Origin of the sequence: Nonlabens sp. Hel1_33_55, from assembly GCF_900101765.1 — a bacterium.
In the GTDB taxonomy this organism is placed as follows: domain Bacteria; phylum Bacteroidota; class Bacteroidia; order Flavobacteriales; family Flavobacteriaceae; genus Nonlabens.
Genome location: NZ_LT627735.1, coordinates 350,287 through 375,167 on the forward strand (window position 1 = coordinate 350,287; position 24,881 = coordinate 375,167).

A 24,881-nucleotide genomic window follows, 5' to 3' on the forward strand; every position below is an offset into this window, starting at 1 on the left:
TTCTTATGAAATTACTGGTTGGTATTTGTCGAGTCTTTGTGGGTGTTCTTTTTATATTCAGTGGATTGGTCAAGCTCAACGACCCTGTGGGTTTTGGTTTTAAACTGGATGAATATTTTGGGGCTGCCGTTCTAGGTCTAGAGTTTTTGCAACCATTTGCATTGCCTCTTGCTATTTTTCTGGTGATTCTAGAAGTCATTCTGGGCGTCATGTTGCTTATAGCCTTTCAAAGAAAGTTTACCGTGTGGTCACTATTACTGATGATCATATTCTTCACGTTTCTAACATTTTACTCGGCATACTTCAATAAGGTAACTGATTGTGGTTGTTTTGGAGATGCTATACCGCTTACACCGTGGGAAAGTTTCACTAAGGATGTGATCCTGCTATTTATGATCGTGATTCTCTTTATGAACGTGAACCTAATACAGCCTATCTTCAAAAAATTTACAGGAATGGTGACTACGATGCTGGTAACCATTGGATGTTTTGGGATTGCCTATTACGTTTTAATGCATCTGCCTATCATTGATTTTAGAGGTTATAAAATTGGAACCAACATCAATCAGGCCATGCAACCAGACCCAGAGCGACCTGATGTTTATGGTTACGACTGGTATTATAATGAAAATGGTAATGAAGAAATCATCACCACTAAAGGAACGCCACCAGAAGGTAGACCAAATTATACCAAGGTTGAAACCAGACTTCTTGAAAAAGGATATGAACCACCCATTCATGATTTTGCCATCAATTCTGAAACTGAAGGCGATATTACTCAAGAGATTTTAAATGAGCCCAAGGTGGCGCTGCTTATCATGTATAATCTTAATAATACAGAGAATCGCGGGATGCTCAAGCTGCCTCAAATTATTAAGCGCGCGAAAGCCTCAGGTTACAGGGTGATAGCTTTGAGTTCATCTGCACCTAAGGAAGCAGATCAGGCTAAATCCACCTACGGACTTGATGTAAATTTCTACACCACAGATGGCACAGCTCTTAAAACGGTTATACGTTCCAATCCTGGAGTTGTGTTATTGAAAAACGGAGTCGTTACTGCCAAATCGCATTGGAATGATTTTGAGGAAATGGATTTATGATAAGCTATCTGCTTAAGAAATTAGGGTATGCCATTCTTACACTCTATGGAGTAGTAACGGTTGTGTTTCTATTATTCTATCTGTTACCAGGAGATCCAGCCCAAATGATGATGGGTCAAAATGAAAGTGAGGGACAACTCGCGGCAGTAAGAGCTAAGTATGGCTTTGACCAATCGCTGGGTCAACAATACCTGTACTTTCTAAATGATCTGAGTCCGCTATCGGTGCACTCGACACCTCAAAAAGACTTCACTTATAATGATGGCAAGTATACCGGTTTGAAGATCATGACCATGGGAGAAACAAGTTTGATGCTCAAATGGCCTTATTTACGAGAATCGTTTCAAAAATCGGGTAAGAAAGTGAGCCGAGTGATAGGCGAGACTTTGCCTAACACCATCATTTTAGCAGTAGTTGCTATCATCATTGCCTTGATGATAGGATTGGTGTTGGGAATTATTTCTGCATTGAATAAAGGAAACTGGATAGATCAAACGATACAATTGGTCAGTACGATAGGAATGAGCGTTCCCAGCTTTTTCAGCGCGATCATATTTGCTTTTTTGTTTGGCTATTTGTGGCATGAATATACAGGATTGAGAATGAGTGGTAGTTTATATGAACTGGATGACTATGGTGAGAATATGCAACTTCAGTGGCGCAATTTGATATTGCCAGCCGTTGTTTTAGGAATACGACCGCTAGCCGTCATTAGCCAACTTATGCGCAATAGTTTACTGGAAGTCATGAGTCAGGAATATATAGTTACCGCTTATGCCAAAGGTTTGACTAAATACCAAGTCATCACAAAACATGCGTTTAAAAACGCCTTAAACCCAGTTATCACAGCAGTAAGTGGTTGGTTTGCCAGTATGCTTGCAGGAGCCGTTTTTGTTGAATATATTTTCAACTGGAACGGTTTGGGAAAGGAGATTGTAGAAGCGTTAAACACGCTGGATCTTCCCGTAATTACTGGTGCTGTATTAGTCATTGCAACGCTATTTATTCTGATCAATATCCTTGTGGATATTGTTTATGTATGGTTAGATCCACGCGTGAAACTAGATTGATTCAGAGGCTACAATCTGCCGAATGGCATAAACCATTTTAAGTTCAATATCTTTGTGGTAAGTTAATATTGAAGAATCATCACTTAAGAAACTAAATACCATTGAATAAAACTTTACTAATAATACTTCTTGTATCAAGCCTTTTTGGGTTTTCACAAAGCGACGAAGCTATGTTGAAAGCTGATTTTGCTAAGTATGCCAGCGCACTTAAAAGCAGGCAATACACTCAGGCAACGAGCTACATGCCAGACCAATTGTTTGATGTGTATAATAAGGAAAAACTGGTTCAACAAATGAAGCAAACCTTTGAAAGCGCAGATACAAAGGTCAAGATTAACGCAGTAGAAATAACCAGTGTAGACAGTAAAATTATCGACGGCGATGAATCATACATTCCGTTTGAGTTTCGTCAGAAATTTGACCTGCAATATATCAATCTGTTTGACGCCACAGATGATGAACAATCCAGAGATTCTACCACAAAGTTCATCGTGGATATGCTCAATGAATCATTACCAGATTCAACCATCAGCTTTGACAATAAGCAAGAGGTTTTCATGATCAATAACCTCAAAAAAGCTATCGCTATAAAATCAAATTCAACAGACTCATGGAAATTTTTGGTCATCGAGCCATCGCTCAAAAATGTGATGGATAGATTAATACCAACTACCGTGATGCAAAAAATAAAATTATGAGAAACAATATACTAGCAGGAAACTGGAAGATGAATTGCGATCTTCCCATGACGCAAGAACTTATTTCAAACATCAAGAAGCAATTGCCAGAGCAGTTGGATTGTGAAGTGATGATCGCACCATCACATCCATTTTTATACGCCGCTTTCAATGATTCACTGGACACACCTATTGAGGTCATTGCGCAGAATGTATCACAACATGAGAATGGTGCTTTTACAGGCGAGGTCTCTATTGATATGCTACAAAGCGTTGGAATCAAGACTGTTATTCTAGGTCATTCAGAACGTCGTGATGTATTTCTTGAAACAGATAAGGACCTAGCACAAAAGACTAAAGCTGCCATTGATAAAGGTATGCGCGTTGTGTTTTGTTGTGGGGAACACCTAGACCAACGCAATACGGGCAACCACTTCAAAACAGTAACAGACCAGATTGAGAAGGCTCTTTTTGACCTATCTTCTAAGGAATGGAAACAGATAGTCGTTGCCTATGAGCCAGTTTGGGCAATAGGAACCGGTGAGACTGCAAGTCCAGATCAAGCTCAAGAAATGCACCATCATATAAGAAAATTTATTGCAGATAAGTACGGCGATAAAACGGCAGATAAGTTGAGTATCCTTTACGGCGGTAGTGTAAAACCTGCAAATGCTCAAGAAATATTTGCACAACCAGACGTTGATGGTGGTCTAGTAGGTGGTGCGTCGCTTGATGCAGACTCCTTTATTGCCATTGCAAAAGCTTTTTAGATGTCAAAAGTGACAGATCAGCTGTATGTAGAATATACATTCACGGTAACTCCTTTGGAGCCTTGGAATGATGTACTTGCAGCGCAACTGGGTGCCATTGGATTTGAGAGTTTCATGGAAACTGACAATGGTTTGCTGGCATATGTTCAAAAGGATCTGGATCATGATACTATCTTGAACGATCTGGAAATCCTGCAAAATGATTTTGTTGATATCGCTTTCGCGAAAGCGGAAATACCACCAACGAACTGGAATCATGAATGGGAATCGAACTTTGAACCCATCATGGTGGACGATCGCTGTGAAGTAAGAGCACCATTTCACGAGAAGCACGATGTTGATTATGATATCGTGATTGAGCCAAAAATGAGTTTCGGGACTGGTCATCATCAGACAACGTATATGATGATGGAGCACCTTCTGGAATTGGACTTTACAGATACAAAAGTTCTTGATATGGGAAGTGGTACTGGTGTCCTCGCTATTCTAGCTCAAATGCGAGGTGCTGTTGCCGTAGATGCTGTCGATATTGATACCTGGTGTTATGAGAATGCGCTAGAAAATGTGCAACGCAACAACGCAGATAAAGTTGAGGTGATTCTGGGTGGTGCAGAGGTGTTGCAGGACAAATACTATGACATCATCATCGCAAACATCAATCGCAATATACTGTTAACCGATATTCCCACTTATGCCAAATGCCTTTCATCAGGAGGCAAATTGTTACTTAGCGGTTTTTATGAAGAAGATCTAGAAGCCATTAAAAGCGCTTGTCTACAGGCTGGAATGGAGTATTTGAGCCACAGGAAAAAAGACAACTGGATAGCTCCTATCTTCCTTAAAAAGTAAATTTGAGTTAAAGCAATTTCATAGAACAACAACATTTTTTAATTTTGTACCATTATGAAAATGAGTACGTACACACAGGAACTTCCAGAACTGGATATCGAGGTAGCTGAAAAAGTCGAGAACAAGATCGTCCTTTTCAATGATGAGGTCAATACCTTTGACCACGTTATAGATATGCTTGTTGAGGCTTGTGACCACACAGCGATTCAAGCAGAACAATGCAGTCTAATTGTGCATTATAAAGGAAAATGTAACGTGAAAACCGGTGAATACAGTGACCTAGAACCTAGATGCTCTATGTTGTTGGAAGCTGGTCTTACTGCAGAGATTCAGTAGAAAATATAAGAATTACAAGATATAACCATCGCAACATCGATGGTTATTTTTTTTTATAAAAAGCTACATTGCCAGTTGCTCAAAAAAGGAGCCTATTTTTTTATCCCGATCAACAAGATGGATCTCAATAATCCAGTGTCTGGGATTGCCTGATTGATCCAATTGATTCAACGGGATGTGATTTTCTGGATGAATATAATTGGTCTTTTCCTCACCATCGAGTTGTTCATGTGGGAAATGTCCAATCAAGTGTCCAGCGATAGGTCCACCAAATTCCCATCCTGCATCTTTCGCAAGATCTGTGCAATACTGATAAAGCTGTGATCCTGTTATTCCAGGATTCTCAAGAGCATATTTTTGAGCAATATACCATAGACGCTCGCTGTCGTCAGCTAGTCGTTTTTTAGTTCTGTCGTGCCCTAAAACGTACGTGCGTCCATAGTCTGCTTCCCATTCTTCCAGGATTGGTCCAAAATCCAGAAACACGATATCATCTTCCTTAACAGTTAGATCAGGTGGATTCTCATCATAAGGATGCAAGGTGTTCTCACCAGCGCGTACGATTCTTTTATGCCAGTATTTTTTGATGCCAAATAACTCTTCGGCTAGTTCAAAAACGTGGGTATTGATTTGTTTTTCGGTAATTCCAGCTTTAATAATCGACCGCTTCTCAATTTCCTGAAACAGTTGCGCCGCCTTTTTTTCTGCAAGATTTAATTTTTCTAACGTATTGATCATTGAATAAAAATAGAGATAAAATGCAGTTAGTTTTCGCGAAAGCGATCACAAAAAAGTCCTCTCTAATATCCACAGTTGTTAAATAAAACTAATAATATTATTAGTTAATAGTAATACTATTACTTTCGCAAACTAGAAATAACTTATGGACACGCTACTGAAGAATTTGAAGGTAGAAATTAACGAGATGATTTTTCTCAAAGATCCTGAATCTTCAGATTTGGGTCGTAGGATTGTGCAGCATAGCATACAAATGATTCATGAGATGGGCTTTGAGCAATTTACATTTCGCAAGCTGGGAAAGGAGATAGGTAGTAATGAAAGCTCCATTTATAGATATTTTGAAAATAAACACAAGTTGCTGTTGTACCTCACTTCATGGTACTGGAGCTGGATGGAATACCAACTTATTATTAAAACGATGACCATTGCAGATCCCGTAGCAAGGCTGGAAACTGGTGTGTCCATTCTGACTCGGGAAGTTGTTCAGGATATGAACTTTGGTCATGTGGACGAGGTTACCTTGAGTAAGATTGTAGTAGAGGAATATTCAAAATCCTATTTGACAAAGGAAGTAGACGAAGAGAACAAAAACGGTTATTTCGCTATATACAAGCGACTGGTGTTGCGATTGAGAGACATGATTACTAGCGTAAACCCTAATTATGAGTATGCCGCAAGTTTGAGTAGTACTATTATAGAAGGTTCTTTACATCAGCATTTTCTCAAACGACATTTTAAAGCCTTAACGGACTGTAATCAAAAGGTCACACCTACAGACTACTTCCTAAATCTTATTCACCTTACAGTAAATCCTTCATGAAAAAAGACAAGAATATTCTGACCGCATGGCAGCGCTTGACTAGAATGCTGGAGCTGGATAAACGAGATGTTTATCAAATTTTTTATTACGCAATTTTTGCTGGTCTAGTTGGTCTGTCCCTACCATTGGGAATACAGGCAATTATCAACTTGATTCAAGGTGCCCAGATTACCACATCGTGGATATTGCTTGTGGTAGTAGTGACCTTAGGAGTTGCCTTTGGAGGTGTTTTACAGCTCATGCAAATTAGAATTACAGAGAATGTCCAGCAAAAGATATTCACGAGATCATCGTTTGAGTTTGCCTACCGCTTTCCCAAAATTAAGATGAGCGAGCTGCGCAATAATTATCCGCCAGAGTTGGCCAATCGTTTTTTTGATACACTAACGATCCAGAAAAGCCTTTCAAAACTTTTGGTAGATTATCCTACGGCAATTTTACAGATCATTTTTGGACTGATACTATTATCCTTCTACCATCCATTTTTTATTGCCTACGGAATGCTGTTGTTGGCTTTGGGTTTTATCCTTTTCAAGTTTACAGCAGACAAAGGATTAAAAACAAGTCTTCAAGAGTCCAAGAGTAAATACAAGGTAGCGCACTGGTTGCAAGAAGTAGCCAGATCCATAATTAGTTTCAAGCTTTCTGGTAGCACATCACATGCAGTAGACCGCAACAATATACTCACTACAGAATATTTAGAGTATCGTGAGAGTCACTTTAAGGTATTGATAGTTCAGGCGATACAATTGATAGGTTTCAAGGTACTGGTTACCGCTGGATTGCTGATCATTGGTGGTTTTCTTGTACTTAATCAAGAGATGAACATTGGACAGTTTGTAGCTGCAGAGTTGATTATCCTTATCATTATAGGCGCTGTGGAAAAAGTAATTTCAGGGCTGGAATCTTTTTATGATATGCTAACATCACTGGAGAAGCTGGGTGAAGTTGTAGATAAAGAAATGGAGTCAGGCATAGGTGAGAAACCTTTTAAAGCAGAAGAGAACTTCAGTGTGGAACTTGAGGATGTTACCTATACCGTAGAACATCGCACCGCTCCAATTTTGAATCACATTTCCCTGAAGCTGAAAGAAAACTGCTCCGTTGTGATCAATGGTCCCAATGGTAGCGGTAAATCTACCTTGCTGCGACTTATTGCAGGAATCATTGAACCTACAGAAGGAAATGTATATCTAAACAACACCAACTTACGCGGAGTAAATCTCAATTATTACAGATCCAATATAGGTCAATCCATGGCTGAAGAAACTCCGTTTGAAGGAACCTTGCGAGATAATATCACCTTTGGTGATACTAATATCTCTGATGAGGATATTTATTGGGCCATGGAAAAAGTTGGGCTGCTACCTTACCTCAAATTATTACCACTAGGTCTAGCCACACTTATTTATCCTGAGGGAAAACAAATAAGTTATACCGTTGGTAAGAAAATTGTCCTTGCGCGCAGCATCGTGAGGAAGCCTAAAATGTTGATACTCAAAGATCCTTTAGATCAATTTGAACCAGAAGAAAGCGATCGCATCATGAAGTTCCTGACAGATCCATCAAATGGATGGTCTATTGTAGTCGTGAGCCAGAGCTCACGATGGTTGGATCATTGTAGTAGAATAGTATCGCTTGAAAACGGTAGAATCATAACAGATAAAACGATCTAATCATGTTGAATATTTCAGAAAATAAACTCATCGACAGGCTGGATCTCAATGAATATTCCGCTGGTAAACGAGTGCTTAATAGAACGCATTTTGAATATTTCAATAGATTTCTCACGGGATTCTCTATAGTGTTGATCATTATTCTCTTTATGCCGTGGACTCAAACGGTGACAGGGAATGGATCGGTAACGACCTTGACTCCAGCACAGCGACCACAAACATTACAATCGCCTATTCCAGGTAGGTTGGAACAATGGTTTGTGCGTGAAGGTGATAGGGTAAGAAAAGGAGATACCATATTACAGATAAGCGAGGTCAAAAGCGAATATTTCGATCCTTTACTTGTAGAGCGTACTGGCGAACAGATCAATGCTAAAAACAGCAGCGTTAACGCATACGGCCAAAAGATTAATGCACTTAATCAACAGACTGGTGCTCTAGCATCAGAGCTGCGTCTCAAACTGGAGCAATCGCAGAATAAAATTGAGCAAGCGAGATTTCAAGTTACTAGTGATAGCATTGACCTACAAGCCGCACGCACTAATATAGAAATTGCACAACGACAGCTGGTTCGGGAACAAACCTTGCAGGAGGAAGGTCTTAAGTCTGTAGTTGATGTGGAACAAAAGCGTTTGAAACTACAGGAAACTCAAGCAAAACTTATTTCTCAAGAACAGAAGCTCTTGAAAAGCCGTAATGAAGTCATCAATGCAAGGATTGACATCAACAGATTGCAGCAGGAATATGCAGAGAAAATTGCCAAAACTCAAAGCGATCGATTCAGTGCAGAATCTGCCCAGCTCGATGTGGCCGCGCAGGTAAGTAAACTGGAAAATGATCGTAGTAACTATAGCATACGTAGTGGCATGCTTTTCATAGTTGCACCTCAGGATGGTTATATCAATAAAGCAATAGTTGCTGGACTAGGTGAAACTTTTAAAGAAGGTGAACCATTAGTCAATATCATGCCAGCAAATTATGACCTTGCTGTAGAAACCTATGCAGACCCGCTGGACTTGCCATTGCTTTATGTGGGTGAGAAAGTGCGCGTACAGTTTGATGGATGGCCAGCGATTGTGTTTTCAGGATGGCCTAATGCCAGTTACGGTACCTATGGTGCAGAGATTGTCGCCGTGGAAACTTTTATCAGCCCTAATGGTAAATACAGAGTGTTGCTCGCACCAGATGAAGATGAGGATCACGAGTGGCCAGATGCCTTGCGACCAGGTTCTGGTGCCTACACTATAGCCTTGCTGGATGATGTTCCCGTGTGGTACGAGTTGTGGCGTCAGCTTAATGGTTTCCCGGCAAATTACTACCAACCAGAAAATGCCAATGGCGTTCTAAAAACCAAAAAATAGAATGAGGTTCACACTATTGATAGGCTTTTTGTTAGTGATGCAGGTGGATGCTAGCTCGCTTTCGCGAAAGCGAACTCATCAACAACCACCTACACAAATCATTCAGGATACGACTGTTTTAAGCTTTTCTGAATATTTAGGTTACGTTAAACGTCATCATCCAGTTGCTAAGCAAGCGGAACTTTTGCTTGATGAAGGTCAGGCAAATTTACTGCGTGCGCGAGGTGGTTTTGATCCAAAAATTGAAGTCGATTACCGCCGCAAGGATTTCAAGGGTACGGAATATTACGACGAGTTATCTGGAGTTTTCAAGATTCCGACATGGTATGGAGTTGAGTTCAAAGCTGGAGCAGAACGTAATCAAGGTGAGTTCCTGGATCCTTCTCTTACCGTTCCAGAAGATGGTCTTTACAGTGCAGGAGTTCAAGTGAATTTAGGCCAAGGTTTATGGATTAATGAACGTATGGCAACCTTGCGCAAGGCACGATTGTTTGAGCAACAAAATGCGGCGCAACGGGATCTTGCTGTCAACGAGATTTTGTATGAGGCGTCGACGGCTTATTTTGAATGGTGGCGAGCGACTAAAGAAGTAGAAGTTTACATTGACATTTTAGACGCTGCAATCATTAGAGAGCGAGGCGTTATCATTAGTGCACGTGCTGGTGATGTCGCTGCTATTGATACGGTTGAGGCCGGCGTGGCAACCCAGAACAGATTGTTAGGTCTGGAACAGGCACGAGTAAATGAAATAAAAAGCCGTTTACAACTATCCAACTATTTATGGCTGGATGGTGTCCCGGTTAAATTACAGCCTACAGTGATACCACAGCAAGACCTCAATATTTCTATTGATGTGACCCTGGGATTGCTGGGAACTAACCTGTCAGAATTCAATATTGAGAATCACCCTAAAATACAGGCGCTCAACTTCAAACTGGACCAGTTGGATGTTGATAGGCAACTAAAGGCTAACAAACTACTACCTAAAATCGCCGTGGATTATAATTTCATTACAGCAGATTATGATCAATTCAATACCATCACTCAGGAAAACTATAAAGCTGGATTGACCTTTGCCTATCCCATTTTTACCCGTAAGGAACGTGGCGATCTGCGTCTTGCCAAAATCAAGATTGCAGATGCGCGATACGGCCTACAGTCAGAGACCTTGATGTTGCGCAACAAAGTAGTTTCAGTTTTTGCAGAGTTGGATGGTTACAATCGGCAATTGGACATCGCCACATCACTAACTGATGGAACCGCCACTTTACTCAATGGAGAAGTGCGCAAATTCGAATTAGGTGACAGTTCTCTTTTTCTAATCAATACACGGGAAGTTAAGTTCATAGAGGCCCAATTGAAACAACTGGAAGTTCAAAAGAAGTTGTTCGAGGCAAAAGCGGCATTGTTCAGGAGTCTAGTGATCTTGCCAGAGAATTTGTAAGTGCCTGTTCTTATTCTGGATTTTTTTCAATTTTTGCTACTAGTTGCAGGAATACGGGTGAATGATCTCGCTTTCGCGAAAGCGTTTACCATACAGACCTAGCAAGATTGAACGCTGTTTATCATCTGGACATTGCTTTGTTAGATTTATGAAGGGTTTAGGATCGTAAAGGTTTGTCGCTTTCTAACTTTGGATTTAATTATTTGGTAAGCGATTATCCTTTTCGTGATGCTTCCTTTATTTTTTGAAAATCCAACCCATGACCAACTTACTTAAAAATCTTTTTGCCGTATTTGTACTTTTAGTAACCATTATATCTTGTAAAGAGACGAATACCTCTAATACTGAAAAAGAAGAGTTCCAACCTGCAGATTCGATTTCACAATCAGTTACTCAAGTAGCAAGTTTTAAAGGTCAACAAGTTACTGGTGTCACCGTAGCGAGTGATGGACGCACATTTGTCAATTTCCCTAGATGGCGTGAAGGCGTTGAAAATTCTGTTGTTGAAATCAAGGCAGATCAATCGCTTCAAAGTTTTCCTAACGACTCTTGGAATAGTTGGGAAATTGGCCAACCCACAGCGTCAGATCAATTCGTAGGAGTTCAATCTGTTGTGGCTTTTGAAAACGAGTTGTACGTGATCGATACAAGAAGCGTGAAATTTCAAGAAGTGCTGGATGCACCACGCATTTACGTTTTTGATCTAGAATCAGACGAGTTGAAAAAGACTTACATCTTAGACGATGCTGTTTATTACCCAGATTCCTATATCAATGATTTGAGAATTGATCCTATCAAAAATTTGATCTATCTGACTGATTCTGGTCATGCGGGATTGATCGTATTGGATCGTGAGACTGGAAACTCCAGAAGAATTTTGAACGAACATCAATCCACAAAAGCAGAACAATCCTATCTAACTTTTGATAATAATAAATGGGAAGGATTTATCAATTCTGATGGAATTGCTCTAGATGCGGTCAATGGTCGCTTGTATTATCATGCTCTAACGGCTTATAGTTTATACTCAATACCTACAGATTCTTTATTGACAAAAAGCAAGAAAGCTATTGAAAACAGCGTTGTTTTTGAAGATAAAACTGGAGCTCCAGATGGTATGATCCTAGACAGCAAAGGCAACCTCTATTTTGCCGATTTAGAGAACAATAAAATCCAATACAGAAAACCAGATGGTTCGATCCAAACATTATTAGAAGGCGATCAAGTACGCTGGGCAGATACCTTTAGTATCTATAACAACGAATTATACTACACCAATTCCAGAATCAATGAAGCGACTGGTGATATTTCAGATATGACGTTTACTCTAAATAAAACGCCATTGCCTGTCCAATAGAGTCTTAGGCAGAATTAATTAATAAATTTTAAAATTAAATATGAGTCATCTTAAAAATAAGAAAGCCATTATTACCGGTGGCAGTAGAGGATTAGGTAAAGCAACAGCTATTGCTTTTGCAAAAGAAGGTATAGATGTAGCGGTGACTGGAAGAGATGAAACTGCCTTGCAAGAAACCGTGAAAGAGTTGGAGCAGCTAGGAGTTAAGGCGCATTACGCTGCATTTGATGTAAGCAATTATCAAGAAGTGAAAAATAGTGTTGCTAATCTTATAGGTAAATTGGGATCTGTTGATATTCTTGTGAATAATGCGGGAATCGCGGCATTCGGTAGCTTTCAAGATATGGAAGTTGAGCAGTGGTCACAGATTATACAGACCAACGTGATGGGAATGTATTACATGACTAAAGAAGTTTTGCCACACCTTATCGATAAAAACGAGGGCGATATTATCAATGTAAGTTCTACCGCTGGACTTTCTGGTAATGCCAATACATCTGCTTACTCGGCATCAAAATTTGCTGTAATTGGCATGTCAGAATCTTTGATGAAAGAAGTTCGTAAAGAAAATATTAGAGTATGCACGCTAACTCCTAGTACGATCGCAACAGATATGACGGTGGAATTAGGAATAGCAGATAAGGACTCAGAAGACAGCGTTTTACAGCCAGAAGATTTTGCACAACTTATTGTCGCTGGATTGAAGTTACCACGTCGCGCCATGATGAAGAGCGCAGCTTTATGGTCAACAAACCCATAGCGGTTTTAGAATACATTTTTTTAATTTATATCAATCTCACTTATTAAACTCTTGTTTAAGGCAATTTAAAACCATGAAAAAATCATTTTTATTTAAGATTAGCACTTTGATCATCATCATTCTAATTACGGCAGCATGCAATACCAATCAAAAGTCAGAGGTTGACCAAGAGTCCACCAAAGAAGAAATTACATCACCAGTAGAAATGTCTTCAACGGCAGATGATGAAGAAGATGACTCTATCGTAAACTTCGAGAATGGTAGGTGGATAAGTACAGAAGATGCAAATTCAGGCATTGAAATACGTGACGACAAATGGATCATGTTCTACAAAGGAACAGACCAAAGCCCCAGAGATGTTTATGATTATAAGGTGGAAAGAAAGCCTGTTAATGAAACAGATCCTGATGCAGCGATGATTACCTATTTGACGATCAGTAATTCAAATGAAACATTGGAATATGCTCTGTTAGAATACAATGAAAACCTACTTAGTTTAAGTTATGTACCGCGTGGTAATACGTTGAACTACAAGCCAGAATAGGTCGTATGAAATAATTTAAAGGCATAATAAAGCGCGTCAGGCTATTAAGTTCCTGCTTATTGATTAAGAATAGATAAGTCTGTGGTACAAAAATGAAATGGCAGTGATTAATAATACAGATCAAGCTTTATTAATGATCATACCCATTTTAAACCTCCATCTTCTTCAACTCTTCATAATTCCTTTTGAGCCTTTTCAAGAGAATTCCATAAATCAGACTGTATACTCCATAGATAAGAGCACAGAAAATGGCAAAGAACAGTACCATTACTGTGATGTAGCCAGCCATAAACCTTACTTTATGCTCTTGAAATTCTGCAGAATTAATGACCTCTGAGAATTCGGGAGAATTAAATAAAATCATTACGGCTCCTACAATCCCAAAGATCATAATAAAGATAAGATTGTACCATATGTACCACTTCATGGTGCGTCTGGTTTTCAAGATGTTCTTCATCAATTTACGCGCTGGTTGATCTGCAGAGATACTCTTATAATTCATCCAAAATCTGTAAATAAAGAAAAGGACCACTGCGTAACTAAAAGCATAGGAACCGTAATATAGAGGCTCACCTAAAGCCGAAACAAACGGTTGAACATTTTCTCCATCCATGTAAAAAATGTTGAAAAGAGTCAATAACACAAACTCACCTATACCTATGTAAAAAATCCACTTTACGATGCTACTGGATTTTTTAGCCAGTAATAACGTCAACTGCTCTGCAGTATAGGATGGATAATCGCTTTTTTGCGACTGCCATTTTGATTTTAATATATCTAATTGATCCATGATTATGGATTTATAATGTTCGTTAATTTAGTCTTGATCCTATTCATTTTCACTCTGGCATTTACTTCACTTATTCCTAATGTTTCTGCTATTTCTCGATAATTTTTATCTTCTAGATATAGAAACACCAGCGCCTTATCAATGTCATTCAATTGCTTTACGGCACCGTACAGTAAGGTGAGCTGCTCCATCGTTTCATCATCCTCAGTGGTGTCTTCAATTTTGAATTCAACCGTCTCGTAACGCTGCGTTTGCACACGTCGTTTAGACTTACGATATAAAGTGATTGCCGTATTTAGGGCAACCCTATACATCCATGTTGAAAATTTTGAATCACCCCTAAATTTGGGATAAGCCTTCCATAATTGTATCGTTACTTCTTGAAACAGGTCGTTGTGAGCATCTTGATTGTCCGTGTAGAGCCTACAGATTTTATGGACAATATTCTGGTTCGTTTCTAACTGTTCAACAAATTCCTTTTCTAGTTGAGAACTCACTGGTTGGGTTTGGTTAAAGGATTAGTATCTCAATATTACTTTGTGTTACAAGGTTATGAAAAGATTGTTAAGCGCAGGTCGATATTGGTCATCGTGGGTTAATTTTATAAAAAATCCAACCATGCAGATTCCTGCTAGTCAAAATCCCAGAGTCGTTATTATAGGTGGCGGTTTTGGAGGTGTTACGCTTTCGCGAAAGCTAACAGAGCACAAATTTCAAGTCGTATTAGTAGATCGGCATAATTATCACACCTTTCAACCACTTTTATATCAGGTTGCGACCAGCGGCTTGGAGCCAGATTCAATCGCTTTCCCGTTGAGAAGCATCGTAGATGAAACGCACGATTACTTGTTCAGAATGGCAGAAGTCGAGAAAGTCAATCTTGAAAAAAATTCCATTACCACAAGCATAGGAGAGATTGATTATGATCATTTGATCCTTGCCACGGGAACCAAAACCAATTTCTTCGGGAACGATAAAATTGAGGAGAACGCACTTTCCATGAAGTCTGTGCCAGAAGCCTTAGATATAAGAAGTCTCATGCTTCAAAATCTTGAAAAGGCCACCATTACGGACGATGTCCAAGAGCAAAAGAAACTCATGCGTATCGTGATGTCTGGTGCTGGACCAACAGGTGTGGAACTTTCAGGAGCCTTTGCCGAGTTCAAAAACGGAGTTTTAAAAAATGATTATCCAGATCTCAATCCAGATTTCATGGAGATCCATTTATTGGATGGAGCAGATCAGGTGTTGCCACCATTCAGTAACAAGGCTTCTTTAAAAGCCTATAAGTATTTAAAGGAATTAGGAGTTCAGATTCACCTAGAAGAAATGGTCACCAATTATGAAGATGATATAGTGACTACTAAAAGTGGTATGGAATTAGAAACGGCTACTTTTATCTGGAGCGCTGGTGTCACAGGTGCACATCCCACTGGTTTTGCAGATTCCATGATTACCGAAAAAGGAAACAGGCTCAAAGTGGATCTTTTCAATAAAGTGGAAGGAACTTCAAACGTGTATGCCGTAGGAGATATCGCCCTAATGAAAACAGATGATTTCCCTCATGGTCACCCACAAGTGGCACAGCCAGCTATCCAGCAAGGAAATAATCTTGCAAAAAATTTGATTCGCATGGCTGAAGGTAAAGAAATGAAACCATTCAGCTATTTTGATAAAGGATCAATGGCCACAGTAGGAAGAAATCGCGCTGTAGCAGATATTGGAAAGTATACCTTAGGTGGTTTTCCAGCCTGGTTTGCTTGGTTAGGCGTTCATTTATACTTCTTGGTTGGCGTACGCAACAGGATTGTGGTATTCTTGAATTGGACGTATAACTATTTCAATTTTGATCGTGCGGCACGGCTTATCATCAGACCTTATCACAAGCGCATCAAGATGCCTAAATCAGTTAGTGAAATGCAGGAAGAAGAGCCTACAATCTAATATGCCTTTCCTATCTTTGCAATCCTTTTTAACACATAGAAAATAGAGTTATGAGTACATATGACGTAGCAGTAATAGGTTCTGGACCAGGTGGATATGTGGCGGCAATTCGTTGCGCACAATTAGGCATGAAAACAGCCATCATTGAAAAATATGATACCCTAGGAGGAACTTGTTTAAATGTAGGTTGTATTCCATCTAAAGCTTTGCTAGATTCTTCTCACCATTATGAAGATGCAACAAAGCATTTTGAAGAACATGGTATTGAAATACCTGGCGATATCAAGATCAATTTTGAAAAAATGATTGCCCGCAAGGCAAGCGTTGTTTCTCAAACTTGTGATGGTGTGGCTTATTTGATGAAGAAGAATGAGATTGATGTATTTACGGGAATGGGTTCTTTTGTAGATGCTACTCATATCAAGATCGATGGTGAGAAAGAGCAAACTATCGAGGCAAAAAATATAATTGTTGCAACTGGATCTAAACCGGCTAATTTACCATTCATTACCCTAGATAAGGAAAGAGTTATCACTTCTACTGAGGCTTTAAAACTTAAGGAAATACCTAAACACATGATCATCATTGGTGGTGGGGTTATTGGTTTGGAATTAGGTCAGGTATATAGAAGATTAGGTGCTGAGGTTACTGTAATAGAATATCTCGATCGCATTGCAGCAGCAATGGACAGTTCACTTTCTAAAGAATTAATGAAGGTGATGAAAAAGCAAGGTGTGAAATTTCATCTTTCTCATGCGGTTAATAAAGTGGAACGCAACGGTGATGAAGTAACAGTTACCGCCAAAAATAAAAAAGGAGAAGAAGTAGAATTCAAAGGAGACTATGTTTTAGTTTCTGTGGGACGCCGTCCTTATACTGATAAACTTAATGCTACCGCTGCTGGTATCAAGATCAACGAGCGTGGACAGGTAGAAGTGGATGAGCACATGAAAACCAACGTCGATAACATCTATGCTATTGGTGATGTAGTTCGTGGTATCATGCTCGCTCACAAGGCAGAAGAAGAAGGTGTTTTTGTAGCCGAAACTCTGGCAGGTCAAAAACCACACGTCAATTACAATTTGATACCTAATGTTATCTACACCTGGCCAGAAGTTGCCAGCGTTGGAAAAACAGAAGAAGAGCTTAAAGAAGCTGGTGTTGAATACAAATCAGGTCAGTTTCCTATGCGTGCTTTGGGTCGTTCCAGAGCATCTGGCGATACAGATGGATTAATTAAGATCCTCGCAGACAAAACAACCGATGAAGTGTTAGGAGTTCACATGATTGGTGCTCGTGTTGCAGACCTTATTGCAGAGGCCGTAACCGCGATGGAATACCGTGCCAGTGCAGAAGATATCGCACGCATGTCACATGCACACCCAACGTATGCCGAAGCCGTGAAGGAAGCAGCTCTTGCCGCTACTGAGGATCGCGCATTACACATATAATAGACACTATTAAATCAAATTCACTAGCCAGCTTTAGAAGCTGGCTAGCTTGTTATAGCCATTTTCAAAAGTCACTTTACGGTTTCTTTAACAGTCGTTTCAAAACTGAAACATTTTTTTCGCACGTACTTATTACAACTATACCACTGACTAATGAAACACCGTTTTTCTGCACAAAAGAATATGCAATCGGCAATTCTTGTTTTAGTTTTTTTATTCTCAAATTTCATTCTGGCGCACACCATAACGGGTACGGTCGTCGATACTGACAACCGTCCAGTGAAGGATGTTTACGTGCTGCATGTCAAGTCTGGAACACACACGCACACAAATGCAAAAGGTTATTTTGCTATCGATCAAGTGGAAGAAGGTGATGAATTGAGGTTTTCTAAGTTGGGATATTCCGCTTTCGCGAAAGCGATAACAAACGAGGCTGAGGTGCTACAAATTGTTCTTGAGTATGCTGCGATTGACCTTGATGCCATAAGCTTGACAAACGAAGTCGATGTATTAAATACAATCACACAAGCAGATTTTGAAGTGAATCCCGTCACATCAACCCAAGAGGTGCTCAGGTCCGTTCCAGGATTATTTATAGGCCAGCATGCAGGTGGTGGTAAGGCAGAGCAATTATTTTTGAGAGGTTTTGATATCGATCACGGTACTGACGTTGCTATAAGTGTCGATGGTATGCCGGTCAATATGGTGTCACACGCACACGGTCAAGGTTATGCAGATTTGCACTTTGTCATTCCAGAGACGATTGATAATATCTCGTATGGCAAAGGAAGCTATGATAAGAAAATAGGGAACTTTGCTACTGCTGGTCATGTGGATTTTCGCACGATGGATTATGTGCGGGAAAACGTAATAAGTTCAGAGATTGGAGATTTTAATTATCAACGTTACGTTGGACTGGTTCAAGTTTTAGATAACACGAATACCAGTGCTTACATCGCTACGGAGTATTTGACTTTTGATGGACCATTTGATAGCCCACAAAATTTTGACAGAGTCAATCTGTTTGGAAAACTGAACCATATCTCAAATAACGGAAATGAGTTGGGCATCAGTATTTCTCACTTTGATAGTGAATGGGATGCCAGCGGTCAAATACCACAACGTGCTGTAGATCGTGGTTTGATAGGAAGATTTGGAGCGATTGACGATACTGAAGGTGGAGAAACCTCACGCACGAGTGTGAACATCAATTATGACATGCAGGTGAGCGATAATGAGGTTTTTAGTACGCACTTGTACTATTCCAAATACGATTTTTTGCTGTTCTCTAATTTTACATTTTTCCTAGAAGATCCAATTAACGGTGATCAGATCAAGCAACAGGAATCGCGTGATCTTGCAGGTTTTGATGCGGCATATACTTATACGACTCAATTATCTAATCATAAGCTAGACCTGACTGCAGGAATCAGATTAAGAAATGATAGAACTGAAGGTAGTGAGCTTTCCAGAACATTAAATCGTAGAACAACTCTGGAGAACATTCAGCTAGGAGATATTAATGAAACGAACACTTCGGGATTTGTTGGTGCCACCTGGTATGTCAATGATTTCTTGATAGATGCTGGTTTGCGTTTAGAACGTTTCAAATTCACTTACAAGGATGCACTCACCACTTTATATGACACTCAAGCACAATCAGAAACCGCTTTACTACCAAAATTAAATTTCAATTACAGAGTGAATGAAGACGTTCAGTTGTACTTCAAAAACGGAGTTGGTTTTCACAGTAATGATACAAGAGTGGTTCTGCAGCAAACAGCAGATGATATTTTACCTAAATCGTATGGATCAGACCTGGGAACCATCTGGAAACCGACTGATCGTATGATTGTAAATGCCGCTTTGTGGTATTTGTTTTTAGAACAAGAATTTGTGTATGTGGGCGATGCTGGAATTGTAGAGCCTAGCGGTGAAACGGAACGTTATGGTTATGATTTGGGAATTAGGTATCAGCTTACGGACCATCTTTTTTTTGATGGGAACCTCAATTATGCACATGCTAGAGCGGTCAGTGAGCCCGATGGTGCAGATTTAATTCCGTTGGCTCCTCGATATACTTCTACCGGTGGTTTGAGTTTAAAGGATTGGAATAAGTTCAATGCTGGTATTAGATATAGATACATAGGTGATCGCCCTGCAAATGAAGACAACAGTATCGTTGCAGAAGGTTATTTTGTATCAGATTTGAATGTGAACTATGATATTAGCAATAATCTAAGATTAGGTGTTGCCATTCAGAATTTATTTGATGTAGAATGGAACGAGACCCAATTTGCTACAGAGTCCAGATTACAGAATGAAGCCGCACCTGTAGAAGAAATTCATTTTACACCTGGAACTCCTTTCTTCATAAGAGGATTACTGCAGTACAGGTTCTAACCCATCAAGAACAACGAAAACATAATTTACCCGATTTGATTTGAACGTCTAATCGGGTTTTTTGTGATCTATTGTTTGAGTTGGAGCAATCCAATTTACCTTTGCCACGTGAACAACGAGAGAACGTCCCATAGCTTTTCCATTGAAAATCAGGCCGACTTCAAAAAGCGCTTACTGCGTTTTTTTGAAGAAGAAAACTATATATCATTTTTGGATAGCAATGATGCAGACGGTTCTACTTATAGCTGTCTTTGTGGGATAGGTGCAATCGATGTGATAAGCTGTGATTCTGGAAACGCTTTTGAAAAATTAAAAAATTTTCAAGAAGAGCATGAAGATTGGTTGTTTGGATATTTAGGCTATGACCTGAAGAACGAATTGGAACCATTAGAAAGTAAAAATTCAGACGAATTAGAATTTCCAGATTTACAATTCTTTATTCCTGAAACGGTAATTGAAATAGGAGAGAAGCAGGTAAGTTTTCATGTGTATGAAGAGGATCAAGAGGTAATCCAACAACTTTTAGAATCAATCCTACAGCAAGAACTGGATGCTCCAAAAAGCTACAAGCAACAAAATTACCTTATAGCAACTGATTCCAAATTAGAATATTTAAAGAAAGCAAGATCATTCTTAGATCACATTCAGCGAGGTGATATTTATGAAGCTAATTTGTGTACACAATTTCTAGCTAGAGATATTGAAATTGATTCTTTAAAAGCTTTTGAAGATTTGAATGAAAGTAGCAAACCACCATTTGCTGCCTATTCTAGATGTAATAATCATTTCATTATCAGTGCCAGTCCAGAACGTTACCTTAAAAAAATAGGTCGCAAATTACTTTCTCAACCTATAAAAGGAACAGCCGCTAGATCCAAAGATCGTGCGACAGACGAGCAGCTCAAACAAGAATTGCTCAAAAACCAAAAGGAACGATCAGAAAATGTGATGATTGTCGATCTTGTGCGCAATGACTTATCCAGAGTTGCACTACGAGGTAGTGTTAAGGTTTCAGAACTTTTTGGGCTGTATTCCTTTCCTCAAGTTCATCATATGATTAGCAGTATTACGGCACAGTTGGGTGAGCAATTTTCTGCAATCGATGCGATTAAAGCAACTTTTCCTATGGGAAGCATGACTGGAGCACCTAAAATTAGCGCGATGAAAATCATTGAAAAAACGGAATCTTTCAAACGTGGTGTTTATAGTGGTGCCGTTGGCTACTTTAAACCTGATGGTGATTTTGATTTTAATGTTGTCATTCGTACCATTCTTTACAATGCTGGGAAAGGAGTTGTTTCCGTTAGCGTTGGTAGCGCTATAACAGCTTCTGCGATTCCCGAGGCAGAGTATGAGGAATGCCTGATAAAAGCTGCCGCATTGATGCAGGTTCTTAAGTCACAAGGCATTGCTTTTTCTTAGATTTGCAGCATGCTACAGGCGTTTGTCGATCATATAAAAGTTACGTTTCCGCAGTTGTTTGACGGCACTCATTTGCTTGCCATAAGTGGTGGATTGGACAGTGTGGTTTTAGGAAATTTGCTCCAGTACGCAGGTATAAAAGCGCAATGGGCCCATTGTAATTTCAACTTGCGTGGCGTGGAGAGTGATGGTGACGAACAATTCTTGATCGAACTAGCCAAAACCCATGATATCAAACTTCACAGATCTAGCTTTGATACTAAGGCGATTGCAAATGAGCGCGGTATTTCTACCCAAATGGCAGCGCGGGATCTGCGTTATGAATGGTTCGAGGATCTACGATCGCAGAATGATTTGAACAGCGTTCTAACGGCGCATCACCTAGATGATCAGATAGAAACATTTTTGATCAATCTGAATCGTGGCGCTGGACTGGCTGGACTGCAGGGAATTCCTGCTGTGAATCAGCATATCATTAGACCGTTGCTCCCATTTTCTAGAGATCAAATTTTGGAATATGCTCAAGAGCACGAATTAAAATGGCGTGAGGATTCTAGCAATGCCAGTAACTCTTACCAGCGCAATGAGTTGCGCAATCAAGTATTGCCATTGCTCCACAACGCTTTGCCGGATTTGAAAATGAATTTTGCCAAAACTCTGTCCTACCTCAATGATGCTGGAAGTATAGTGGATGATGCGGTAGCACGCTTTCGCGAAAGCGTGACAACTCCCAACAACACTGCCTTTGAAATTCATATTGATGAGGTTAAGGCATTTGATGGGTATTCTAAATATCTATTTTATCTGTTGCATCCTTACGGATTCTCCCAAGTGGAAGACGTTATTCAACTGCTGGATGCAGAAACGGGTAAGCAACTGAAGAACGATAGATACACATTGCTGAAAGATCGCGATTTGTTGAGGTTGGAGGGAAATCAAGATCTATTAACGGCAACCTGGTATTTGTTGCCAGAAACTACAGCGGTCAAAGTAGATGATGCGCAACTAACTATAGAAACGGTAAATCCAGAGGATTCAATAACGTTTCTCAATTCTAATCTGGCTAAAAATGTGTTGCTGCTGGATACGTCACGGCTGGATTATCCGTTAACTTTACGGGTGTGGCAACATGGTGATAAGATGGAGCCTTATGGGATGAAAGGGTCGCAGTTAGTGAGTGACATCCTGATTAATGAAAAGATTTCCCGATTGGAAAAAGAGCGTTGCTTTGTTCTGGAATCGGGTTCAAAAATAATTTGGTTATTAGGCTTGCGATCTAGTAAACATCACGCAATAAAGCCACAGACCAGAGAAATTAAAAAGATTACATGGAGTACATAAAGAGTTTACTGTTAGCACTTTTAGTGTCAGTTGGTTTTATATCAAGTGCACAAATATTAGATCCTGCTAGCTGGAGTGTTAAGGTTAATGATTTGGGCGATGATACCTATGAGTTAGTTTCTACGGCGCAGTTGGAGCCTGGATGGCACATTTACTCACAATTTTCAGTTGGTGCAGGGAATATCCCAACAGAATTTAGATTCTACGAGGCTGACAATCGCTTTCAATTGGATGGGCCTAATCAAGAAACAGGAACTTATAAGGAATACACAGAAGTTTTTGGAGCAGATGTCTACCAATTCAAGGACTTCGCCATCTTCAAACAAAAAGTAAGACTACTTAATAAAGATGTTGACTACATCCTTGCCGAAGCTATTTATCAAGCCTGCGATGATGAGAAGTGTTTACCACCATCACCAGAAGTTCTAGTATTTAAGATCGATCCACAAGCTGTGGTGGATGAAGATGTAGCTAACATTATAGGTGAATATTATGACAATGATATCGAACCGCTTATTGCTACAGCTCCAGATTTATCAAATTTACAGGAGAAGGAATCAAATGAAACTCAAGCAAGCTTAAGCGATGATATTGAGAAAGACAATGAAAATGATTTGACCACTATTTTCATTTTGTGTTTATTGGCTGGGTTTGGAGCTTTACTGACGCCATGTGTTTATCCAATGATCCCTATGACGGTATCGTTTTTCACGAAGCAAAACGAAAAAAACACTGAGGGAAAATTTCAGGGAATCCTTTATGGTTTATTTATACTGCTCATTTATGTTCTGTGCAGTTTACCATTTCATTTATTTGAATCCATCTCGCCAGATATCTTCAACGAGTTTAGTACCAATCCATATCTGAATATTTTCTTCTTTATCATTTTTGTGGTATTTGCGATCAGCTTTTTTGGAGCTTTTGAGATCACTATGCCTACATCCCTAATCAATAAGGTGGATAAGGCTTCAAATATCGGTGGTGTGATAGGTATCTTTTTTATGGCTTTAACGCTGGTGCTGGTTTCATTCTCGTGTACAGGCCCAGTTATAGGTAGTGTTTTGGGAAGTGTGCTATCATCAGATGGTGGTGCTACGGCATTGACTGTTGGATTGGCTGGTTTCGGTTTTGGTTTAGGAATACCATTTGCGTTGTTCGCTATATTTCCTAGTTGGTTGACCGCTTTGCCTAAATCAGGTGGCTGGCTTAATACCGTGAAAGTGTTTTTAGGATTTTTGGAATTGGCATTTGCCTTTAAGTTTTTGTCTAATGCAGATCTAGTTTGGCAGGCAGGTTGGTTGCAACGTGAATTATTTATAGCGATCTGGATAGCCATTTTCGGAGCCTTGGCGATTTACTTATTTGGTAAGATACGCTTGCCTCATGATGATAAAGACCAGCCGATATCGGTTGGGCGTTTGCTACTTGGGATCTTGTCGCTGTGTTTCACGCTTTATTTGATTCCGGGACTTTGGGGCGCGCCGCTCAAGTTGATTAGCGGTTTCACGCCGCCTATGACCTATAGTGAATCACCTTACGGATTCTCAAGTAATGCAAGTACTGCCCAGATTGAGATACCAGATGGAGCACATTTAGGCGTTCACGATATCATTACTTTCGATAATTATACAGAAGGTCTCGCTTATGCAAATCAAGTTGGGAAGCCGGCTTTGATTGATTTTACTGGTTGGGCTTGTGTGAATTGCCGTAAGATGGAAGAGCGAGTTTGGGGAGAACCCGTTATCAAGGATCTTCTCAAAAATGATTTTATTTTGATCTCGTTGTACGTTGATGAAAGAGCAGATCTGGAGCCAGAAAATCAATATATCTCTGATACTACTGGTAAAAAGATCAGGACCGTAGGTAATAAATGGAGTGATTTTCAGATTGAAAGATATCAGGTAAACGCCCAACCCTTTTATGCGATCGTCGATGATAAAGGGAATGATCTAGTAGAACCTGTAGGTTACACGCCAGATGTGGATGACTATAAGAAATGGTTGGAATCTGGTTTGAACAAATAAT

22 protein-coding genes are annotated in these 24,881 nt (G+C 39.7%); 19 read left to right on the forward strand and 3 right to left on the reverse strand.

The genetic code is table 11. From position 1 onward, the window contains the following. Positions 1–5: 5 nt before the first annotated feature. From BLO34_RS01585 to BLO34_RS01610, 6 genes are all read left to right on the forward strand, one after another. A complete protein-coding gene (locus tag BLO34_RS01585; RefSeq protein ID WP_090751993.1) occupies positions 6–1,100 on the forward strand; it encodes a BT_3928 family protein in 1,095 nt (364 codons plus the stop codon). Next, on the forward strand, positions 1,097–2,170 hold the full coding sequence (locus BLO34_RS01590; protein ID WP_090751995.1) for an ABC transporter permease: 1,074 nt from the start codon (positions 1,097–1,099) through the stop codon (positions 2,168–2,170). Before BLO34_RS01585 ends, BLO34_RS01590 begins: the two co-directional genes overlap by 4 nt. A 170-nt stretch (positions 2,171–2,340) precedes the next feature. Further along, entirely contained in the window at positions 2,341–2,868 is a 528-nt protein-coding gene (locus BLO34_RS01595; RefSeq protein ID WP_090751996.1) for a hypothetical protein, read from the forward strand. Beyond that, on the forward strand, positions 2,865–3,617 hold the full coding sequence (gene tpiA, locus BLO34_RS01600) for a triose-phosphate isomerase (RefSeq protein WP_090751998.1): 753 nt from the start codon (positions 2,865–2,867) through the stop codon (positions 3,615–3,617). Before BLO34_RS01595 ends, tpiA begins: the two co-directional genes overlap by 4 nt. After that, complete coding sequence (gene prmA / locus BLO34_RS01605) at positions 3,618–4,466, forward strand: 50S ribosomal protein L11 methyltransferase (protein ID WP_090751999.1); 849 nt, start codon at positions 3,618–3,620, stop codon at positions 4,464–4,466. Between the two features lie 60 nt (positions 4,467–4,526). Beyond that, positions 4,527–4,802, forward strand: coding sequence for an ATP-dependent Clp protease adaptor ClpS (locus tag BLO34_RS01610; RefSeq protein WP_090756351.1), 276 nt, complete (start codon positions 4,527–4,529; stop codon positions 4,800–4,802). Between the two features lie 63 nt (positions 4,803–4,865). Here BLO34_RS01610 and BLO34_RS01615 read toward each other — a convergent pair whose 3' ends face one another. Then, entirely contained in the window at positions 4,866–5,540 is a 675-nt protein-coding gene (locus tag BLO34_RS01615; RefSeq protein WP_090752001.1) for a M24 family metallopeptidase, read from the reverse strand. Positions 5,541–5,685: 145 nt separating this feature from the next. Here BLO34_RS01615 and BLO34_RS01620 point away from each other — a divergent pair, with 145 nt between their 5' ends. From BLO34_RS01620 to BLO34_RS01650, 7 genes are all read left to right on the forward strand, one after another. Beyond that, the gene (locus tag BLO34_RS01620; RefSeq protein ID WP_090752003.1) at positions 5,686–6,363 is read left to right on the forward strand and encodes a TetR/AcrR family transcriptional regulator; all 678 of its coding nucleotides are present in this window, start codon (positions 5,686–5,688) and stop codon (positions 6,361–6,363) included. Beyond that, the gene (locus tag BLO34_RS01625) at positions 6,360–8,039 is read left to right on the forward strand and encodes a peptidase domain-containing ABC transporter (protein WP_090752005.1); all 1,680 of its coding nucleotides are present in this window, start codon (positions 6,360–6,362) and stop codon (positions 8,037–8,039) included. Before BLO34_RS01620 ends, BLO34_RS01625 begins: the two co-directional genes overlap by 4 nt. A 2-nt stretch (positions 8,040–8,041) precedes the next feature. Continuing rightward, complete coding sequence (locus BLO34_RS01630) at positions 8,042–9,400, forward strand: HlyD family secretion protein (RefSeq protein ID WP_090752006.1); 1,359 nt, start codon at positions 8,042–8,044, stop codon at positions 9,398–9,400. A gap of 1 nt (position 9,401) precedes the next feature. Next, positions 9,402–10,844, forward strand: a complete 1,443-nt coding sequence (locus BLO34_RS01635) for a TolC family protein (protein ID WP_197672892.1) — start codon at positions 9,402–9,404, stop codon at positions 10,842–10,844. A 259-nt stretch (positions 10,845–11,103) separates the two neighbouring features. After that, positions 11,104–12,201: an L-dopachrome tautomerase-related protein gene (locus BLO34_RS01640; protein ID WP_090752009.1), complete on the forward strand. Its 1,098-nt coding sequence runs from the start codon at positions 11,104–11,106 to the stop codon at positions 12,199–12,201. Positions 12,202–12,241: 40 nt separating this feature from the next. Continuing rightward, positions 12,242–12,961, forward strand: coding sequence for a 3-ketoacyl-ACP reductase (locus BLO34_RS01645; RefSeq protein ID WP_090752011.1), 720 nt, complete (start codon positions 12,242–12,244; stop codon positions 12,959–12,961). Positions 12,962–13,034: 73 nt separating this feature from the next. Then, complete coding sequence (locus tag BLO34_RS01650; RefSeq protein WP_090752012.1) at positions 13,035–13,505, forward strand: hypothetical protein; 471 nt, start codon at positions 13,035–13,037, stop codon at positions 13,503–13,505. A gap of 148 nt (positions 13,506–13,653) precedes the next feature. On the opposite strand, the gene BLO34_RS01655 is transcribed toward BLO34_RS01650, so the two are convergent. Both BLO34_RS01655 and BLO34_RS01660 read right to left on the reverse strand, forming a co-directional pair. Next, complete coding sequence (locus BLO34_RS01655) at positions 13,654–14,295, reverse strand: hypothetical protein (RefSeq protein ID WP_090752014.1); 642 nt, start codon at positions 14,293–14,295, stop codon at positions 13,654–13,656. A gap of 2 nt (positions 14,296–14,297) precedes the next feature. After that, complete coding sequence (locus BLO34_RS01660) at positions 14,298–14,792, reverse strand: RNA polymerase sigma factor (protein ID WP_090752015.1); 495 nt, start codon at positions 14,790–14,792, stop codon at positions 14,298–14,300. A 121-nt stretch (positions 14,793–14,913) separates the two neighbouring features. Here BLO34_RS01660 and BLO34_RS01665 point away from each other — a divergent pair, with 121 nt between their 5' ends. The 6 genes from BLO34_RS01665 (at position 14,914) to BLO34_RS01690 (ending at position 24,880) form a co-directional block, all read left to right on the forward strand. Further along, positions 14,914–16,239, forward strand: coding sequence for an NAD(P)/FAD-dependent oxidoreductase (locus tag BLO34_RS01665; protein ID WP_090756352.1), 1,326 nt, complete (start codon positions 14,914–14,916; stop codon positions 16,237–16,239). Positions 16,240–16,289: 50 nt separating this feature from the next. Further along, on the forward strand, positions 16,290–17,690 hold the full coding sequence (gene lpdA / locus BLO34_RS01670) for a dihydrolipoyl dehydrogenase (RefSeq protein WP_090752017.1): 1,401 nt from the start codon (positions 16,290–16,292) through the stop codon (positions 17,688–17,690). A gap of 153 nt (positions 17,691–17,843) precedes the next feature. After that, the gene (locus tag BLO34_RS01675) at positions 17,844–20,093 is read left to right on the forward strand and encodes a TonB-dependent receptor (protein WP_231959533.1); all 2,250 of its coding nucleotides are present in this window, start codon (positions 17,844–17,846) and stop codon (positions 20,091–20,093) included. Positions 20,094–20,201: 108 nt separating this feature from the next. Next, a complete protein-coding gene (locus BLO34_RS01680; protein WP_090752019.1) occupies positions 20,202–21,515 on the forward strand; it encodes an anthranilate synthase component I family protein in 1,314 nt (437 codons plus the stop codon). A 9-nt stretch (positions 21,516–21,524) separates the two neighbouring features. Then, positions 21,525–22,856, forward strand: coding sequence for a tRNA lysidine(34) synthetase TilS (gene tilS / locus BLO34_RS01685; RefSeq protein ID WP_090752021.1), 1,332 nt, complete (start codon positions 21,525–21,527; stop codon positions 22,854–22,856). Beyond that, on the forward strand, positions 22,844–24,880 hold the full coding sequence (locus BLO34_RS01690; RefSeq protein ID WP_090752022.1) for a protein-disulfide reductase DsbD family protein: 2,037 nt from the start codon (positions 22,844–22,846) through the stop codon (positions 24,878–24,880). The genes tilS and BLO34_RS01690 overlap by 13 nt, the downstream gene beginning before the upstream one ends. The last annotated feature ends 1 nt before the right edge of the window (position 24,881 follow it).

Excerpts from the sequence above, each read along its gene's own strand:
- BLO34_RS01585 (WP_090751993.1), top strand. The coding sequence starts at position 6 with ATGAAATTACTGGTTGGTATTTGTCGAGTCTTTGTGGGTGTTCTTTTT.
- BLO34_RS01590 (WP_090751995.1), top strand. The coding sequence starts at position 1,097 with ATGATAAGCTATCTGCTTAAGAAATTAGGGTATGCCATTCTTACACTC.
- BLO34_RS01595 (WP_090751996.1), top strand. The coding sequence starts at position 2,341 with ATGTTGAAAGCTGATTTTGCTAAGTATGCCAGCGCACTTAAAAGCAGG.
- tpiA (WP_090751998.1), top strand. The coding sequence starts at position 2,865 with ATGAGAAACAATATACTAGCAGGAAACTGGAAGATGAATTGCGATCTT.
- prmA (WP_090751999.1), top strand. The coding sequence starts at position 3,618 with ATGTCAAAAGTGACAGATCAGCTGTATGTAGAATATACATTCACGGTA.
- BLO34_RS01610 (WP_090756351.1), top strand. The coding sequence starts at position 4,527 with ATGAGTACGTACACACAGGAACTTCCAGAACTGGATATCGAGGTAGCT.
- BLO34_RS01615 (WP_090752001.1), bottom strand. The coding sequence starts at position 5,540 with ATGATCAATACGTTAGAAAAATTAAATCTTGCAGAAAAAAAGGCGGCG.
- BLO34_RS01620 (WP_090752003.1), top strand. The coding sequence starts at position 5,686 with ATGGACACGCTACTGAAGAATTTGAAGGTAGAAATTAACGAGATGATT.
- BLO34_RS01625 (WP_090752005.1), top strand. The coding sequence starts at position 6,360 with ATGAAAAAAGACAAGAATATTCTGACCGCATGGCAGCGCTTGACTAGA.
- BLO34_RS01630 (WP_090752006.1), top strand. The coding sequence starts at position 8,042 with ATGTTGAATATTTCAGAAAATAAACTCATCGACAGGCTGGATCTCAAT.
- BLO34_RS01635 (WP_197672892.1), top strand. The coding sequence starts at position 9,402 with ATGAGGTTCACACTATTGATAGGCTTTTTGTTAGTGATGCAGGTGGAT.
- BLO34_RS01640 (WP_090752009.1), top strand. The coding sequence starts at position 11,104 with ATGACCAACTTACTTAAAAATCTTTTTGCCGTATTTGTACTTTTAGTA.
- BLO34_RS01645 (WP_090752011.1), top strand. The coding sequence starts at position 12,242 with ATGAGTCATCTTAAAAATAAGAAAGCCATTATTACCGGTGGCAGTAGA.
- BLO34_RS01650 (WP_090752012.1), top strand. The coding sequence starts at position 13,035 with ATGAAAAAATCATTTTTATTTAAGATTAGCACTTTGATCATCATCATT.
- BLO34_RS01655 (WP_090752014.1), bottom strand. The coding sequence starts at position 14,295 with ATGGATCAATTAGATATATTAAAATCAAAATGGCAGTCGCAAAAAAGC.
- BLO34_RS01665 (WP_090756352.1), top strand. The coding sequence starts at position 14,914 with ATGCAGATTCCTGCTAGTCAAAATCCCAGAGTCGTTATTATAGGTGGC.
- lpdA (WP_090752017.1), top strand. The coding sequence starts at position 16,290 with ATGAGTACATATGACGTAGCAGTAATAGGTTCTGGACCAGGTGGATAT.
- BLO34_RS01675 (WP_231959533.1), top strand. The coding sequence starts at position 17,844 with ATGAAACACCGTTTTTCTGCACAAAAGAATATGCAATCGGCAATTCTT.
- tilS (WP_090752021.1), top strand. The coding sequence starts at position 21,525 with ATGCTACAGGCGTTTGTCGATCATATAAAAGTTACGTTTCCGCAGTTG.
- BLO34_RS01690 (WP_090752022.1), top strand. The coding sequence starts at position 22,844 with ATGGAGTACATAAAGAGTTTACTGTTAGCACTTTTAGTGTCAGTTGGT.